20 protein-coding genes are annotated in these 14,710 nt (G+C 23.9%); 4 read left to right on the top strand and 16 right to left on the bottom strand.

From position 1 onward, the window contains the following. Positions 1-94: 94 nt before the first annotated feature. Positions 95-1,075, bottom strand: a complete 981-nt coding sequence (locus AACK96_RS08255; protein ID WP_338974312.1) for an SGNH/GDSL hydrolase family protein — start codon at positions 1,073-1,075, stop codon at positions 95-97. Positions 1,076-1,528: 453 nt separating this feature from the next. Here AACK96_RS08255 and AACK96_RS08250 point away from each other — a divergent pair, with 453 nt between their 5' ends. Then, positions 1,529-2,776, top strand: coding sequence for an ISNCY family transposase (locus AACK96_RS08250; RefSeq protein WP_338973983.1), 1,248 nt, complete (start codon positions 1,529-1,531; stop codon positions 2,774-2,776). Between the two features lie 387 nt (positions 2,777-3,163). Here AACK96_RS08250 and AACK96_RS08245 read toward each other — a convergent pair whose 3' ends face one another. Continuing rightward, entirely contained in the window at positions 3,164-3,508 is a 345-nt protein-coding gene (locus AACK96_RS08245; RefSeq protein WP_338973702.1) for a hypothetical protein, read from the bottom strand. Positions 3,509-3,707: 199 nt separating this feature from the next. Then, positions 3,708-4,361 (bottom strand): hypothetical protein, encoded by a 654-nt coding sequence (locus tag AACK96_RS08240; protein ID WP_338974311.1) that lies wholly within the window; start codon positions 4,359-4,361, stop codon positions 3,708-3,710. Between the two features lie 208 nt (positions 4,362-4,569). Between AACK96_RS08240 and AACK96_RS08235 the strand changes: the two genes are divergently transcribed. After that, positions 4,570-5,693 (top strand): IS3 family transposase gene (locus tag AACK96_RS08235; protein WP_338973306.1). Its coding sequence is split into 2 segments (ribosomal slippage): positions 4,570-4,813 and positions 4,813-5,693, totalling 1,125 coding nucleotides; the frame shifts between segments, so codons are not numbered across the junction. Here AACK96_RS08235 and AACK96_RS08230 read toward each other — a convergent pair. The 12 genes from AACK96_RS08230 to AACK96_RS08175 form a co-directional block, all read right to left on the bottom strand. Continuing rightward, on the bottom strand, positions 5,674-5,979 hold the full coding sequence (locus AACK96_RS08230) for a hypothetical protein (RefSeq protein WP_338974309.1): 306 nt from the start codon (positions 5,977-5,979) through the stop codon (positions 5,674-5,676). The genes AACK96_RS08235 and AACK96_RS08230 overlap by 20 nt on opposite strands. A gap of 16 nt (positions 5,980-5,995) precedes the next feature. Then, positions 5,996-6,184, bottom strand: a complete 189-nt coding sequence (locus AACK96_RS08225; RefSeq protein ID WP_174480113.1) for a hypothetical protein — start codon at positions 6,182-6,184, stop codon at positions 5,996-5,998. A gap of 39 nt (positions 6,185-6,223) precedes the next feature. Beyond that, positions 6,224-6,382 carry a hypothetical protein gene (locus AACK96_RS08220; RefSeq protein ID WP_174480221.1) on the bottom strand — a complete coding sequence of 53 codons (159 nt, stop codon included), beginning with the start codon at positions 6,380-6,382 and terminating at the stop codon, positions 6,224-6,226. A 16-nt stretch (positions 6,383-6,398) separates the two neighbouring features. After that, positions 6,399-7,076, bottom strand: a complete 678-nt coding sequence (locus AACK96_RS08215; RefSeq protein WP_338974307.1) for a hypothetical protein — start codon at positions 7,074-7,076, stop codon at positions 6,399-6,401. Between the two features lie 3 nt (positions 7,077-7,079). Next, the gene (locus AACK96_RS08210; protein WP_338974305.1) at positions 7,080-7,325 is read right to left on the bottom strand and encodes a hypothetical protein; all 246 of its coding nucleotides are present in this window, start codon (positions 7,323-7,325) and stop codon (positions 7,080-7,082) included. A gap of 111 nt (positions 7,326-7,436) precedes the next feature. Next, on the bottom strand, positions 7,437-7,562 hold the full coding sequence (locus tag AACK96_RS08205) for a hypothetical protein (protein WP_338973528.1): 126 nt from the start codon (positions 7,560-7,562) through the stop codon (positions 7,437-7,439). A 181-nt stretch (positions 7,563-7,743) separates the two neighbouring features. Further along, positions 7,744-8,016, bottom strand: coding sequence for a hypothetical protein (locus AACK96_RS08200; RefSeq protein ID WP_338974303.1), 273 nt, complete (start codon positions 8,014-8,016; stop codon positions 7,744-7,746). After that, on the bottom strand, positions 8,016-8,177 hold the full coding sequence (locus AACK96_RS08195; RefSeq protein ID WP_338974302.1) for a hypothetical protein: 162 nt from the start codon (positions 8,175-8,177) through the stop codon (positions 8,016-8,018). The genes AACK96_RS08200 and AACK96_RS08195 overlap by 1 nt, the downstream gene beginning before the upstream one ends. A 3-nt stretch (positions 8,178-8,180) precedes the next feature. After that, entirely contained in the window at positions 8,181-8,474 is a 294-nt protein-coding gene (locus AACK96_RS08190; protein WP_338973567.1) for a hypothetical protein, read from the bottom strand. Then, entirely contained in the window at positions 8,464-8,901 is a 438-nt protein-coding gene (locus AACK96_RS08185; RefSeq protein WP_338974300.1) for a hypothetical protein, read from the bottom strand. Before AACK96_RS08185 ends, AACK96_RS08190 begins: the two co-directional genes overlap by 11 nt. 2 nt (positions 8,902-8,903) lie before the next feature. Beyond that, positions 8,904-9,047: a hypothetical protein gene (locus AACK96_RS08180; RefSeq protein WP_338974298.1), complete on the bottom strand. Its 144-nt coding sequence runs from the start codon at positions 9,045-9,047 to the stop codon at positions 8,904-8,906. Positions 9,048-9,181: 134 nt separating this feature from the next. Beyond that, positions 9,182-9,700, bottom strand: coding sequence for a hypothetical protein (locus AACK96_RS08175; protein WP_338974297.1), 519 nt, complete (start codon positions 9,698-9,700; stop codon positions 9,182-9,184). A gap of 890 nt (positions 9,701-10,590) precedes the next feature. On the opposite strand from AACK96_RS08175, the gene AACK96_RS08170 reads away from it, so the two are divergent. Beyond that, positions 10,591-11,400: a hypothetical protein gene (locus AACK96_RS08170; RefSeq protein WP_338974295.1), complete on the top strand. Its 810-nt coding sequence runs from the start codon at positions 10,591-10,593 to the stop codon at positions 11,398-11,400. Positions 11,401-11,553: 153 nt separating this feature from the next. Further along, positions 11,554-12,024, top strand: coding sequence for a hypothetical protein (locus AACK96_RS08165; protein ID WP_338974293.1), 471 nt, complete (start codon positions 11,554-11,556; stop codon positions 12,022-12,024). A gap of 52 nt (positions 12,025-12,076) precedes the next feature. Here the strand turns inward: AACK96_RS08165 and AACK96_RS08160 are convergent, their stop codons facing one another. Next, the gene (locus AACK96_RS08160; RefSeq protein WP_338974291.1) at positions 12,077-14,605 is read right to left on the bottom strand and encodes a vitamin B12-dependent ribonucleotide reductase; all 2,529 of its coding nucleotides are present in this window, start codon (positions 14,603-14,605) and stop codon (positions 12,077-12,079) included. Between the last annotated feature and the right edge of the window lie 105 nt (positions 14,606-14,710).

The following is a 14,710-nucleotide window of genomic DNA, read 5'->3' as shown; positions in this document are numbered from 1 at the left end:
TTGGCTTTATATGTATTATACTACTTTAATACTATATATATTAAAATAAATTAAGAATAAAAATATTGTTAATTAATTGTTTCTGTTGCATTTTTTATGAAGTAAGTTCAGTGAATAGTTCAAGACCAATTTGATCATGTGCTCATTTATTTGGATGAACATAATCAAAGAAAAAATTATTATTAATAGTTTCTGGAGTTGTTCCATCAATATATCTTGGATTTAAATTTAAAGCTAAACCGGGAATTGATCATTTTATTGATTCATTAGTAATATTTTTTCCTATTTCTTGTGCTTCAGATAATAAATCACTAAAATTAGTTTCTAAGTCAAACGGTCTGATATTAATATCAGAATTATTTTTTATTAATTCAGTAATTTTATCATTTAATTTGTTATTATATTCATTTGATAAGTGGTTTGCTACTTCTTTAACAGATTGTTTTTCATTAACATATTTTGGAATATTACTAATGTTAGGCACATTGGCAATTATTAAATTTTGAGCACCAGCATTAATTAATGTATCAATAGTTTCAAACTCAGTTGTTATTGCATTATTAATAATTGACTCTTGTTTTGCTGTTGAATTTTCATCCATAGCAGAAAGCAGATCATTACCACCTATTTCAATAAAAATATCATCATTTTTTTGTATTTTATGATCTTTTAATAATTGATTAGCTTGGTGGTCAATAGAATAATGATTTAAGAATAATTGATATTCTCAACTATGATTTTGTCCGGCTTGTGCTCCACCTACAGCATAGTTATTACCTTTTTGATATCAAGCTGGTAATAGTTCTGTTCCTAGTTTTTTCGCTAAAATACTAGCAGCAACATCGCCATTAGTAAATGAATTATGATAAAAAGGTTCTTGAAATTTAACTTTATCTATATTTCAAGTATCATAAGTAAAAATATTAGCTAAATTACCATTATCTGATAAGCTGTCGCCAAGGACATATAATTGTGATTTAACACTTATTTGTTCATTAAAATGTTTTGCTATCATTTCATTTCCAGCAGTTAAAGTTATTGCTGTCAGAGTGATGTTTATTAAAAATGTTTTCATTTGATAAATTCCTTTTCTCATTAAAAATTTAAATATGAAGGTAATTTTTAAAAGAAAACTATATTCTCTTTTAAAAATTAATAACTTAACTTAATAGTAAGTTATTACCTTCGTATTACCATATTAGTAGTAATCAGTAAATAATGTTTTATTACAAAAATAAAAATTGATTTTAAAAAATGATTATATAAATTTAATTATTTATTAAATTTAATGCAGTTTTTAAGAATAATGGGAGCGTACCGAAGATGTCAATAATATTCAAATTTGTCTTAAAATTATAAAGTTAGACGAGAATAATTTTGACTTTAATATGCAATTGTATGTTAATCTTAACACTTGTAAAATATTAGTCAACAATAATACTTACTTGTCATTATTTAGTGATAATTTCCTATTAGTTATCGAGTAAAAATTTCCCAAAAGTGAAGTTAAATATACTTGGTGATAAAAATGGAAAGAAGCATGACTATGAAAGAAAAATATAAGTACAAAATTATAAATGATATTATTATTAATAAATTATCTAAACATCAAGCCAAGAATAAACTTAATCTAACTATTAGAAGAATTAACCAATTAATTCAAATTTTTAATAGAGAAGGTAAAGTTGGTTTTATTCATAAATCTCGCAATAAAATTTCTAATAAGGCAACAAATTTTGAAATCAAAATTAAGATTATCAACTTGTATAAAACAAAATATTATAATTTTAATTTTCAACATTTTCATGAGAAATTAATGAATGAAGAAAAAATTAAAATTTCATATAGCACACTTTATACTATATTAATCAAAGAAAAAATTACTTCACCAAAAAGACATAAAAATAAAAAAAATAACTTACATCCAACAAGAAATCGAAGAACAAATTTTGGTGAATTAATTCAAATGGATGCAAGTAATCATCATTGATTTGGTAACGATAAACCAAAATCATTTTTACATGCTGCAATTGATGATGCTACAGGAAATATTGTTGGACTATGATTTGATCATCAAGAAACATTAGATGGTTATTATAATGTTTTTTATCAAATTTTAACTAATTATGGCATACCAAAAACATTTTATACTGATAATAGAACAGTTTTTGGATATAAGAAAAAAATTGATTCAGGTAAAATAAACACAGAAAATGACACTTATACTCAATTCCAAAAATGCTGTAATGATTTGGGTGTTGAAATAATTAGAACTTCAATTCCACAAGCTAAAGGTAGAATTGAACGTTTATTTGGAACACTTCAAAGTCGATTAATTAGTGAATTACGACTTAATAAAATTAAAACATTAGATGAAGCTAATCAATTTCTCAAAATGTACATAAACGTTTTTAATAAACAGTTTGCCTTTCCTATTGATGATAATAAATCTGCTATGGTTAAAGCTCCTACACAAGAAGAAATAAATATTTATCTTTCAAGATTTTCTAAAAGAAAAACAGATAGTGGTTCAACTATAACATATTATGGTAAAAAATATTTTCCTTATAAAAATAACAAAGTTCAATACATACAATCTCGAATTGATGTAATTGTACTTAAATCGTTTATTAATGAATTATATCTTAGTTACAATAATCAAATATATGAACTAAAAGAAATAGCACTAAAACCAATTATTAAAGACAACTTGATAAAAACTAAAAAAGTTTATATACCCAATAAAAATCATCCTTGAAGATATGGATATCAATAATTCCTAATTAAAGTTATATAAGATTTACATTTTTTGAATACTAAACCATATAAATTTTTAAAATGTTTGTATATGAGCAAATTTGGTGCTTTAAAATTGATTTTAAAGATATAAAGAGATTACAAATTCAATATCTTCCTCTTTTACATTTTTTTGTGATTTTCTACTAGAACTTTGACTTTTGCTTGTTGAAGCTTCACTGTTTACTTTTGATTTGTCTTTTTGAAATCCAAGAGCATTAGTAACTCTTTTTTTATTTTTTTCTAGTATTTTATAAAATACTAGAAAAAAAGAACTTTCATTGTTAATTGAAAAAATTTAGGCAAAAAAAGCACGATTATTATATCCACTAGTTGAAGGTTGATTTGTCAACTCGATTGAATTTATTTATTCTTTTTCAAGTTCTTTTAATAAGTTTTTTTTATTGTTATTTATTTTACAATTATAAATACAATAACCAATAATAATTGATGTTGTAATTAATCCATAACCAATAAAACCTGTTGTTGGTCAAAAATAATCTGACTCATAAAAATTAGTTAAATAATTTTTAATATTTGTTCATATATCTTTTTTTGTTTCAAAAAGTTCAGTACTAGTATTATTAGCATTATTAGTTTGATTATTGAAATTTGTCATTTCAGTTGTTGTTATTTTATTGAATATTTTTGATACAGGAGTTGAGATTACCGATGGTAAAGTAGTTATGTTATTAATAATTACCGATAGCATACTATCATTTCATGAATTGGTCTCCATATAAACTATCCTTTCAAAATAAAAACCTATTTGTTTAAAAATAAAACAATGGGTTAAAAACTATATTTAGTTTTTAACAATATTATAATTAATAAATTTTTAAATATTAAATATTTCTATATTATAAAAAATAGAAACTAAAATTTTCAGGATTATTTAAAATTTGTGTATTTTACTGAAATAGTTTAAATTTCCCAAAATAATTTAGTTTTTTTGATAAGTATTTTGGGAAATTTTCACTCGATATTGACATATATCAACCACTATATCATCTATATCAGTGAAATGGATGTATTTGAGTAACAAAAGTTTCTGCTTTAATAATACTATCAACAACTGTAATTGGTTTATACTTAGGATTACGATGATAAATAGTAATTGCACATTTACTTAATGATAAAGGTTGAATTTTACAACCCATAAATACTGGTGAACTTAATGGAATTAATTGTGCATGTTTAATTGCTTTTTTCTCTGCACTAGTAAATAAATTTGTTGCTTTTTCTTTTAATTTATTAATTTTTTCAAATGCTTGTTTTTCTAACTTTTCAAATTTTTCTTGTAATTTATATATACTTTCTCGTAATTTTTCAAAATATGGAGTATCTTTTCAAAATTTATTTAAACCTTTTTTTAAATAAAATCTAATATCAAAATATTTAAAAGTTTGATTTGCTTTTAAAACAAGTTGATGAATAACATTATTTTTAAAATTAAATTTAATAGCATTAGCACGAATTTTTTGTAAATCTAAAATTAAAGTTTTTCCATATCTATTTTCTGTATGTATTGTATGAACTAAATTTAATCAATCATGTTGGTTCATTTTTAATACCTCTTTTAATTCAGTATTATATTTTTTTAAAAAGTTATTTGCTTTTTCAATATCTTTAATTTTAAATTTAGGAGTTAATTGGGGACTTAATTTTGTTAATGTATTTTGTAATAATAAGTAATCTTGGATGGGTTACACTTTATTGGACACTAATTACGTAGACAAGTTCACAAATTAGTTAAAAGAAAGGAAAATAATTATGGCCAATATTAACTCATATTCAGATGAATTTAAAAAACAAATAGTAGCTTTATATCAAAGTGGCAAGTCAGTATCTTGTCTTGTTAAAGAATATAACGTTACAAGAGCGGCTACTTATAAATGAATTAAGCAATTTACTAATTCAGGCAGTTTTAAAACCAAAGATAATCTTTCTGATTTAGAAAAACAATTAATTCAAGCAAATAAAGAATTAAAACAATTACGAATGGAAAATGATATTTTAAAGCAAGCAGCACTAATAATAGGCAGAAAATAGAAATTATTGCAAATAATAAATCTAAATATAAAATTCGCACAATGTGTCGTTTTTTAAAACTCTCTAAATCAACATATTATTTTAATTTAAAGAAAAAAAATAAAAATCAAAATAATATTTATGATGAAGCTGTTATTAGTGCTTTTAAAGAAAATAAAGAAGTTTATGGTACTAGAAGATTAAAAGTCATACTAGCAAACCAAGAAATTTATTTATCACGCAGAAAAATTAAACAAATTATGAATAAGCATAATTTAATATCAAAATACACTAAATTATCATTCAAAAATCATCATAATAAAGTCAATGATAGTCAAATTACCAATCTTGTTAATAGAAACTTTAATAATAAAATTAAAAATGAAGTTATTGTTAGTGATTTAACTTATGTTCAAGTTAATGGTAAGTGAAACTATATTTGCTTATTAATAGACCTATTTAACCGCGAAATTATTGGACATAGTGTAGGTACTAAAAAAGATGCATCATTAGTATATCAAGCATTTATGCACTCAAATCGCTGTTTAAAAGATATTGAAATATTTCATAGCGATCGCGGTAACGAATTTAATAATAAAACTATTGATAAACTTTTATTAGCATTCAACATAACTCGATCTTTAAGCAAAAAAGGCTGTCCTTATGACAATGCTGTTGCTGAAGCAACTTTTAAAACTTTCAAAACTGAATTTATTAATGATAAAAATTTTACATCATTAATCAAATTAAAATTAGAATTATTTGATTATATCAATTGATACAACAACATAAGAATTCACAGCACCTTAAACTACCTAACTCCAGTTAATTATCAAAAACAAGTGTCTACCAAAAAACAGTCCTAAAAAGGGTTGCCATTCCAACTGGTTGTTCTTTAATCATTTTTTTAATAGTTTTTTCAATTTTTGAATTTTCTAAATTATTAGTTTTAAATTTTAAATAATCATAAAATTCAGTTTTAACTTGATATTTTTTAAATATATTAATCATTTCTTTTTCTTTAATTTCTTGATTAAGTTTATTTAACTTATTTTCTGCTTCATTAACTTTATTTTCTATTTCTTGTGAAGAAGCATTATTTTCAGTTAAAGGTTCAGTTGTTTGTTGAACATTATTTTCATTTTCTAACATTTACATCACCACTTTATTATTTATTTTCTTTATTAATTTTTTCATTTAACTTTGCTAATTTTTTTTGATGTTTAATAATTTTGTTATTTGCTCTAACATGTTTTGGAGTTGTGATAAATCTTTTTAATAAAACAATAATTTCTCTGCAAATTAATGTTCCAACACTTGTTCCAATAATTATTAATTCATGTAAAAATTCTTTCATTTCAAATTTTCCTTTCAACTATTTATTGTTTATTTTTGATTATTCATCAAATTGCCCACCATTAATTCTTTCAATCATTGATTGTGAATTACTTATAATAGTTACTAATAAAGAAATTTCTTTATTTAATTGTTCCATCCTTTCTTTATGTGTTTTTATTTCGTGATTATAATATTCAATTAATTTTTCTTTATTCATAAATTACTCACCTCCTTTATAAACTCATGTGATTATAATCTCAATTTAGTGAAGCATTATCATGATTTAATGGTACTTCGCTCATATTATCACTACCATATTGACTAGTTGTTTCACTATTAATTGTGAATCTATTATCATTTATTAATCTTGCAGTTTCATTTGTAAATGAAGTTTCTTGCATTTCTTGATTATGATGTGTAGTTTCAATAGGTAGTAAATTATGGATAATTTCACTTGCACCAGCAATTATGGTAGGTACTGCATAAGCATTTAAACTAATATATGTATCTCAGTCCATTAATGACTGATTTTCTTGTTTATTTAATAGTAATCATGGAGGACCTTCTGTTGTAGTTGTAGTAGTTATTGGAATTGGTGTTGTTGGAATAATAGGACTAATATTACTTTCTGTTCATTTACTATAATTTGCTAAACCAATTGTTCCTAAACCTAATAATATTTTTTTAGTACTATTAATTAATTTAGTTTTTGTATTTGGTCTTTGATTTAAATTTCAAATATCTAAACCTAATTTTTTACCAAATAATAAACTATTAATTGAACCTAATAATGGATTATCTATTACTTGACCATAATAAGCACTTGTACCAATCATTGCACAAATTGGACTTATTCCAGTTCTAATTAATTTAGTTAAAGTATAATTTGATTGATTTTCTATACTTGGCATTTTCTATTCTCCTTTAATTTCTAATTTTTTAACTGTTACTTTAATTCAACCTTGATAAACATCATTATCACCAACTATTAATGCAACATTACTTTCTGGGTCAGAAACAATTATGTGTTTTGATTTAACATTTGGATATTGTCTTAAAATAATTGCTCTAATATCATTACTTGTATGAATTGATTTGGGAAATGGTGATAATATTTCAATTTCATCTTTATTTTCAAATAAAGTAGGTAATATTATCATTAGTCAAATTCTCCATTTTCTATTAGTTTATTTAAGATAAATAATGTTACATCCGTTCTCCGTGCTGGCTCTAATTCAATTAAATCATTAATATATTTAATTAATTTTTCTTTATTCATAATTTAACCTTTCTTTCCTAACTCTTTTATTTTGTTTTTGTTTACATAAGTTATTACATTTATGAGCAAAAACTCTACCATAACCACATTTATTATTCTTTTTAATTTTTATTATCATTATTTTTAAAACAATTTTCGCAATTTGGTCAATTATAATTTTCTTTACAATTTTTACAAATTTTCATAATTATTTCTCCTTATTATTTTTTGGATGTTGAAATTGAACAGCTTTACAATTATCACATCTAAATACTAATTCAATACTCACATCTTCATGTTCACATTTATTCATTATCAAATTAACCTTTTTCTAAATATTCAATTATTAATTCCATATCTAATGTGTCATGTTCAATTAAATATTCAATTATTTTTTCTTTATTAATACAATTTTTATGTCTTGAATTATTAATTTCATCAACTTTATTTCTATGTTCTTTACAATATACTCTTCCATATTCATCAAATTGCTCTTCTGTCATATTTTCACATTGTATTTGTTCAAAATGTTCATCATGTGGTGGTATTAAACTAGTAAATTTAGTAGTTTGTGAAAATGTACATCTATTCATTATTTATTCTCCTTATTTTCAATTTGATTAGAAATTTCACTTAATATTTTTAAAACTTTATATTCATTTTTTAAATCTTTAATTATATAAATTAAAAATATTATTAGTGTTATGCTTGTTATTAATATTGGTACTATTAATAAAATTTTTCATAATATCATTTTTTACTCTTTTCATTTTTTAAATCATTTAACATTAATTGAACAAAATGCACGATTTTTAGGGATGTTTAAAGTATTAAAGATTTGACCAGATACTATAATTTCATCATTTTTGTTTAATAAAATACATCGTCTATAAAATTTTGGGTTGTTAAAAATTAAAGTAACATAGTTTAATCCATTTCATTGACCACGAACACTATAATATAATTCTTTATTACCTTTTTCGTAATATTTTGCTTCAATAGTGTTACTAAGTTTTACTGTTAATTTGACATAATTTGCTTTATCTTTCATTTTTATAATTCCTTAAATAATATTGAATATGCTTATATGCATCTTGTTCATGTTTTGTAAATTTTATATTTCCTTTATAATTTTCTATTTTAGTTTTATTTTTTGGTTCACTTTCTAAATAATCTCAGTTCATAACATCTTCTACTAATACCATTAAAGCGCCAATAATTTTAGGAGTTGCTAATGGATTAGTTAATAATTGTTTTGAACTTAAAAAGAAATTTTCAACAATCACTAATATTTTTTTATTAATAAATTGTTTTTTAATTAATTTAAAATATTCTTTATATATATTTTTACTTTCTAAAACTGTTTTAGTTTTGAATGTTTCATTAAAAACAATATTATTAGTTTCATTTGAATATATAACAATTCCATTATTACCAATTCCTGCTGGGTCAATTCCAATAATTAAGTCATATTCCATTATTAATCAAAGTCTCCATTATTTATTTCATATAATAATACACATATAATTTCATATCTTCCTTTATAGTTATTATTATTTTCTATACATTTTCTATATTCTTTTTCTCTTATTTTTAATCAACTAATTAATTTTTCTTTATCCATATTTATGCCTCCTACTTAACCTAATATTTAAAATACAGTCATAACAAATTGCTTTACTATTTTTATCTCTTAAAAAATATTTTCTTGTTTTTATATCATTAGTATTAAAGAATAAATAATCTAATTTATGTTGTTTACATGTTCAACAAAAATACTTTTTCATTATGAGTTGAAATTTCCTTATAAGAAGTAACTATATAATTAATTGGTAAATCATTATGATTATATGGATTATTTATTTTAAAACCTTTTCTGTTTTCTTCTCACGTAATGTTATATTTAAAACAAGGATTAGTAATCTTTGTTTTACTATCAGTTATTTCGGCAATAAATCAACTATTATGCTGTTCATAAAATGTTAATGATTCAAGTTTTATATCATTAAGATAATATTCTTTTGGAGTAGTTGGTTTATTAACAGTTATTTTTTGGTCTTTAATATATGGTTCTAATAATTTTATTAATTCATTACCACTTAATTCTCTTTTAATATTTTCTAAATTAAAAACTCAATATGTGTAACTGTTATCAATAATAAAAGAATTATTTTTAATCATTCATTTTGGAAGTGATAATTTATATTCAACATAATCAATAAGAATAGATTGTGGTTTATCTTTAACAATTTGTTCTTTTTTAAATTCTATTTGCATAATAATCCTTTTCTAATATGTTCTGTTGCTTCTAGCATAAAGAACATATATTTTGATTTTTAGATTATTAATAATACTACTATTCGTTTTATTAATTCCAGCAATTCTGGGCTCAAAAATAAATTGTGAAATTTTAAAAAACATTGAGGCATTCGATTCAATATTTATTTAATTTGTGTTAAACAAATTAATACTTTAATTGAACCGGTCCCGCTCAATTTTTTTTACAAGTTTGAAATTTATTTTCTCGCCCAAAAAAATTTTCAAAAAAAATAAAAAATAAAACCAACACTTGCTCACTGGGGAGTGCAAGGTTGGTTAAATAAAGAATAGAATTAATACAATAGGTCCCTACAACAGGTCTATATATACTAGTTTCCAATTCGCTCCCACCCCAAGAATTACCATTAATGGTTAGTATATTTTATTAGGTATCACTCCACTTTTTATTTATCCATGCAAGTCCACATGTTCTAGCTACTATTTTTAACAACTGTGTTGTAGTTCACTTTTTTAGTTCCCTAACACGTGTTGATAATAGCGTTAAAGAGGGTTATTAATTATTAACTTTCTCCTACTTGGTCACTGCGTGTAGTAGATATTTAAAGGATGTTAATAATAAAAAATTTTAAAATTTTACAATTACAAAAAAAGACAAGATTTTTATTCTCGTCTTTTGTCATTTATTTTTAATTTAAGGGTTTAAAAAAGAAAGGAGCTATTTTTAAAACTTTTTAGTTATCGACATCTTCGACACGCTCCCAGAATAATTTTATTGTAAAAAAAAATAAAATGTGTTAATTTTAAATCAAAAGATTAGTTTTTTACCCATTTACTTTATTTTTAAAGTAAATGGGTTTTTTATAAAATATTGAAAGGGAATAGGAAAAATGAGTAGAAATATAGCAGTAGGAATTGAAAATTTAGTTAATTCGAAAATAGTAGAAGAGTGAGTTTTTCTTTTTGAACAAAAACTTGAAAAAGAAAAATTAAGAAATTCAGAATATATGAAGTTACACAGCAAAGATATATTTTTTAAATATATGTTTTTTGATGAAGATGAAAAACTTGAAGAAATTGAAAAAGCAGAAAAAAAAATAAAAATAAAATTAAAAAAAATAGAAAAAATTGAAGCAAAAATAGAAAAAATTGAAGCAAAAAATAAAGAAAAAATAAAGAAAAATAAGAATGAAAAAGAAATTGAAGATTTAAAAAATGAAAAAACAAGACTTAATAAAAAAATCGCTTGTTTACATTTACTTATAGATGATAAAAAAGAAGAAGTAAAAGATTTAGAGTTACAAAGATGTAAAATATTAGAAGAAAAAAGTAAAAATGAGAAAAATAATTTCTTATCAAAAGAAGATAGAGAAATACGAGATATTGAAAATAAAATATGAAAAATTATTTTAGATAATTATTTTCAAGATAAAAGTAATAAGAAACTTATATTAAAAGAATATGAGGAATATGCAAGTAATTTTAAAAAAACTATTAAAGAATTAAAGATTGGTGATAAAAAATGTTATGATGCATTATTAGATATAGTTACAACCTTATATAAAGACGTGTCAAGAGACAAATTATTTTTAGAAAGAGAAAACATAAAAACTGATGGTTGACAAGATATAAATTTAGATGAAGATTCAACAAGATTACAAAATTTATCTTTAGAAAATAAATTTAAACCATCTTTGTAGTCAAAAAATGGAAAGAGAATAAAAGATGAAAGAAACTATAGAAAAAATAAATAATGAATTAAAAGAATTTTGAAATAAAAATCAAAAAAACATCCTGATATTTGTAAAAATTTAGAGTTATTAGGAATTGTGGTTATAAAAGGTGGTGTTCCTATGATTGGAGGTGCTTTATTTGGTGCTTTAATTGGAGTTGCGGGAGGACCTATTGGTATAACTGTGGGCGTACCTATTGGTGTATTGCTAGTTTTTAAAGGTGCACTTCTTCAATTTAAACCAAGTATTGATGAAAAATATAACCAAATCAAAAAGACAAAAAAACTAGAAAAATTATTGAAAAGACTAGAAAGTATTGTAGAAGAAGTAAATTTGCAAGAAGAAAATATTATAACAATAGAATCTGACAGTGAATTAAGAGAAGAAAATTTATCTGATATTTTAAGAAAACATAAATTGTACAATGAAGAGTGTAGAAAAAAATTTTTTGAAGATGATCAATCATTTAAATCTGAAACAAAACTTCAAGATTGAGGAAAAAATATAGGTGAAGAAGTAAATAAATTGCATTCAGTAGCATCTTTAGTACAACAGAATGTAACTAGTAATTATCAAACATCTAAAATGTAAATAAATACAAAAATAAAAAACTACTTAATTAATTTTAAGTAGTTTTTTATTTTTATAATCCGCATTTAGATTGAATACCACAATTATTGCAAGTATAACAACCAGCGCTAAAGACAAGGACTCCTTCTTTACACATTGTACATAAATCACCTAAATCAGTACCAATTTTACGATCTTGACGATCATTACGTCATCCTGGTTTAATTGGTTTTGTTTCATTAATACTATCGGCAAAAGTTTCAGTTAGACCAAGATCACTTAAGTTAACTTGGTCTTGCATTTGATTATCATCATCGGTTAAAGATAAGACTTGACTATCTCTACTTCCATCAACATAAACAGTTCCACCTTTTGCTCCATCTTTATATAATTTGTAATATATTTGTTCTACTTTTTTAACAGTGTAACCTTTTGGAGCATTAACAGTTTTTGAAATTGAAGAATCAACTCAACGCTGAATAATACATTGTACATTAGCATGATCTTCAGGTGTTAATTGCATTGCTGAAACAAAAATATCTGGTAATGGTTTTTCTTTAAATTCTGGATGATACTGTAATCAGTCATTTACAATTTTTGCTTTTACTTCCATAAATTTGCCAAGTCTTCCTGAACGGAAATATGAAAAGGCAAAGTATGGTTCAAGTCCTGTTGATACACCAACCATAGTTCCGGTTGAACCTGTTGGAGCAACAGTTAATAAATGTGAGTTACGGATACCATATTTAAGAATATCATTTCTGATGTCTTCAGGCATTGTTTTCATGAAGCCACTATTAATAAATGCTTCGCGTGATTTTAAAAATGGAAAACTTCCTTTTTCTTTAGCAATATTAATTGATGCACGATAAGCACTAGTAGTAATAGTTTCAAAAATTTTATCAACTACTTCATTAGCTTCTTTTGAGCCGTATTTTAGATTACTTCAAATTAGTAAATCATGTAAACCCATTACTCCTAGACCAATTCTTCGTTCACCAAGTGCTTGTTTTTTATTTGCTTCTAAAAAGTATGGAGTGCTGTCAATAACATTATCTTGCATACGAACACAAGTTGTTACAGATTTACTTAGTTCATCGTAAAGAATTTCACTCGTTTTTTTATTAACAAAATTAGCTAAATTAATTGCTGATAAATTACAAACTGAATAGGGTGCTAATGGTTGTTCACCACAAGGATTAGTAGCAACAACACGCATACCATATGCTTGAGCATTAGTCATTTCATTAGCTCTATCAATGAAAAAAATACCAGGTTCTGCTGAATATGTAGCACAGAAATTAATTAAATCTCATAAGTCAGATGCATTAATTGTATAATAAGTTTTAATTGGGTAACCCATTTTTTCTCAATCATGAACATCACCAATTTTATTTCAATGTTCATCATAAGCTTGTTTTTGAGTTACAGTATAATTATCTAAGTCAGGGAAACGTAAATTTCATTTACCATTTGTTGCAACGGCATTCATAAATTCATCACTAATTGTTACTGAAATATTAGTTCCGGTTAAAAAATCGCTTTTAATTACTTCTCAAGATCCACCAAGTGCTAGTTTATTTTTAGCATTTTCTATTATTTCTTCATTAAAAAGTTGTTCATTATTTAAGATTGATTCAAAAATATTGCGATCTTGGTCATTAAGTACTTCAAATTTTAATTTTTTACTTGCTTCATCACGAATTAAACTTGATTTTGAATTTTCTTTTAACCATAATAAAATTTTTGCATTTTGCATTTTTGAAATAATAAATTCGGTAATATCTGGATGTCAATCAGCTAGCATAATCATTTGTGCGCCACGTCGTGATCCACCTTGTTCTACTAAATGAGTTAATGTAGATAAATCGTTTAATCAAGAAACAGCTCCTGAAGATTTACCACCAACTGTTTTAGCAACAGTACCTTTTGGTCTTAGTGTTGAACCATTAGAACCAACACCACCACCATGTGACATAATTTCCATAACTTCTTGACGATGGGCAGCAATTCCACTTCGTGAATCATGAATAAAAGGCATTACGAAACAGTTAAAAAAAGTAACATTAGAATCACTACCAGTCCCATATAAAACTCTTCCGGCAGGTACTATATTTAGCGATTTTAATTGCTCATAAAATTCGGATAAATAAACAGATCTTAATTTTGGTGATTCTTTTGTAGTTAATGATTTACCAACACGATAAGCAATTTGTTCATAAAATAACTCTAGTGGTTTTTCAAGTTCATATTTTTGTTTGTGGATAATACCGGCTTTACCAGAAATTTTTATTAGTTCAGGATCAATTGAACCTAGGTATTCATCTTCAATTTTGATAGCATAAACTTGATTTTCTAATTCTTCAACAACATAACCAATTCCTCTAGTTGGAAAAATAGCGTCTTCACGGATAATACTAATTACCAAATCACCTCGTTTTAAAGTAATTAAATTTTTGTCTTTTTGTGCATAACGATCAAGCATTACCATTCTTGATACACCTTCATGAGTAATTTTATAATCTTTTTCTATTGTTTTTAAGTGTGTAAAATGCTTACTAATATCTTCATTTAAATTATTTTTTAAACTTTCACTGTACATAAAAATTCACCTGACCCTTTACAAATTTATTCTTATTATAACAATTGATAAATTTAAAGTCTAAATTTACATTGTTAGTAACTTATTATTTATTTCAGAAAATAA

Source organism: Spiroplasma endosymbiont of Tricholauxania praeusta (assembly GCF_964019535.1).
GTDB classification, from domain to species: domain Bacteria; phylum Bacillota_I; class Bacilli_A; order Mycoplasmatales; family VBWQ01; genus Spiroplasma_E; species Spiroplasma_E ixodetis_A.
This window is presented reverse-complemented; position numbering and strand designations above follow the sequence as displayed.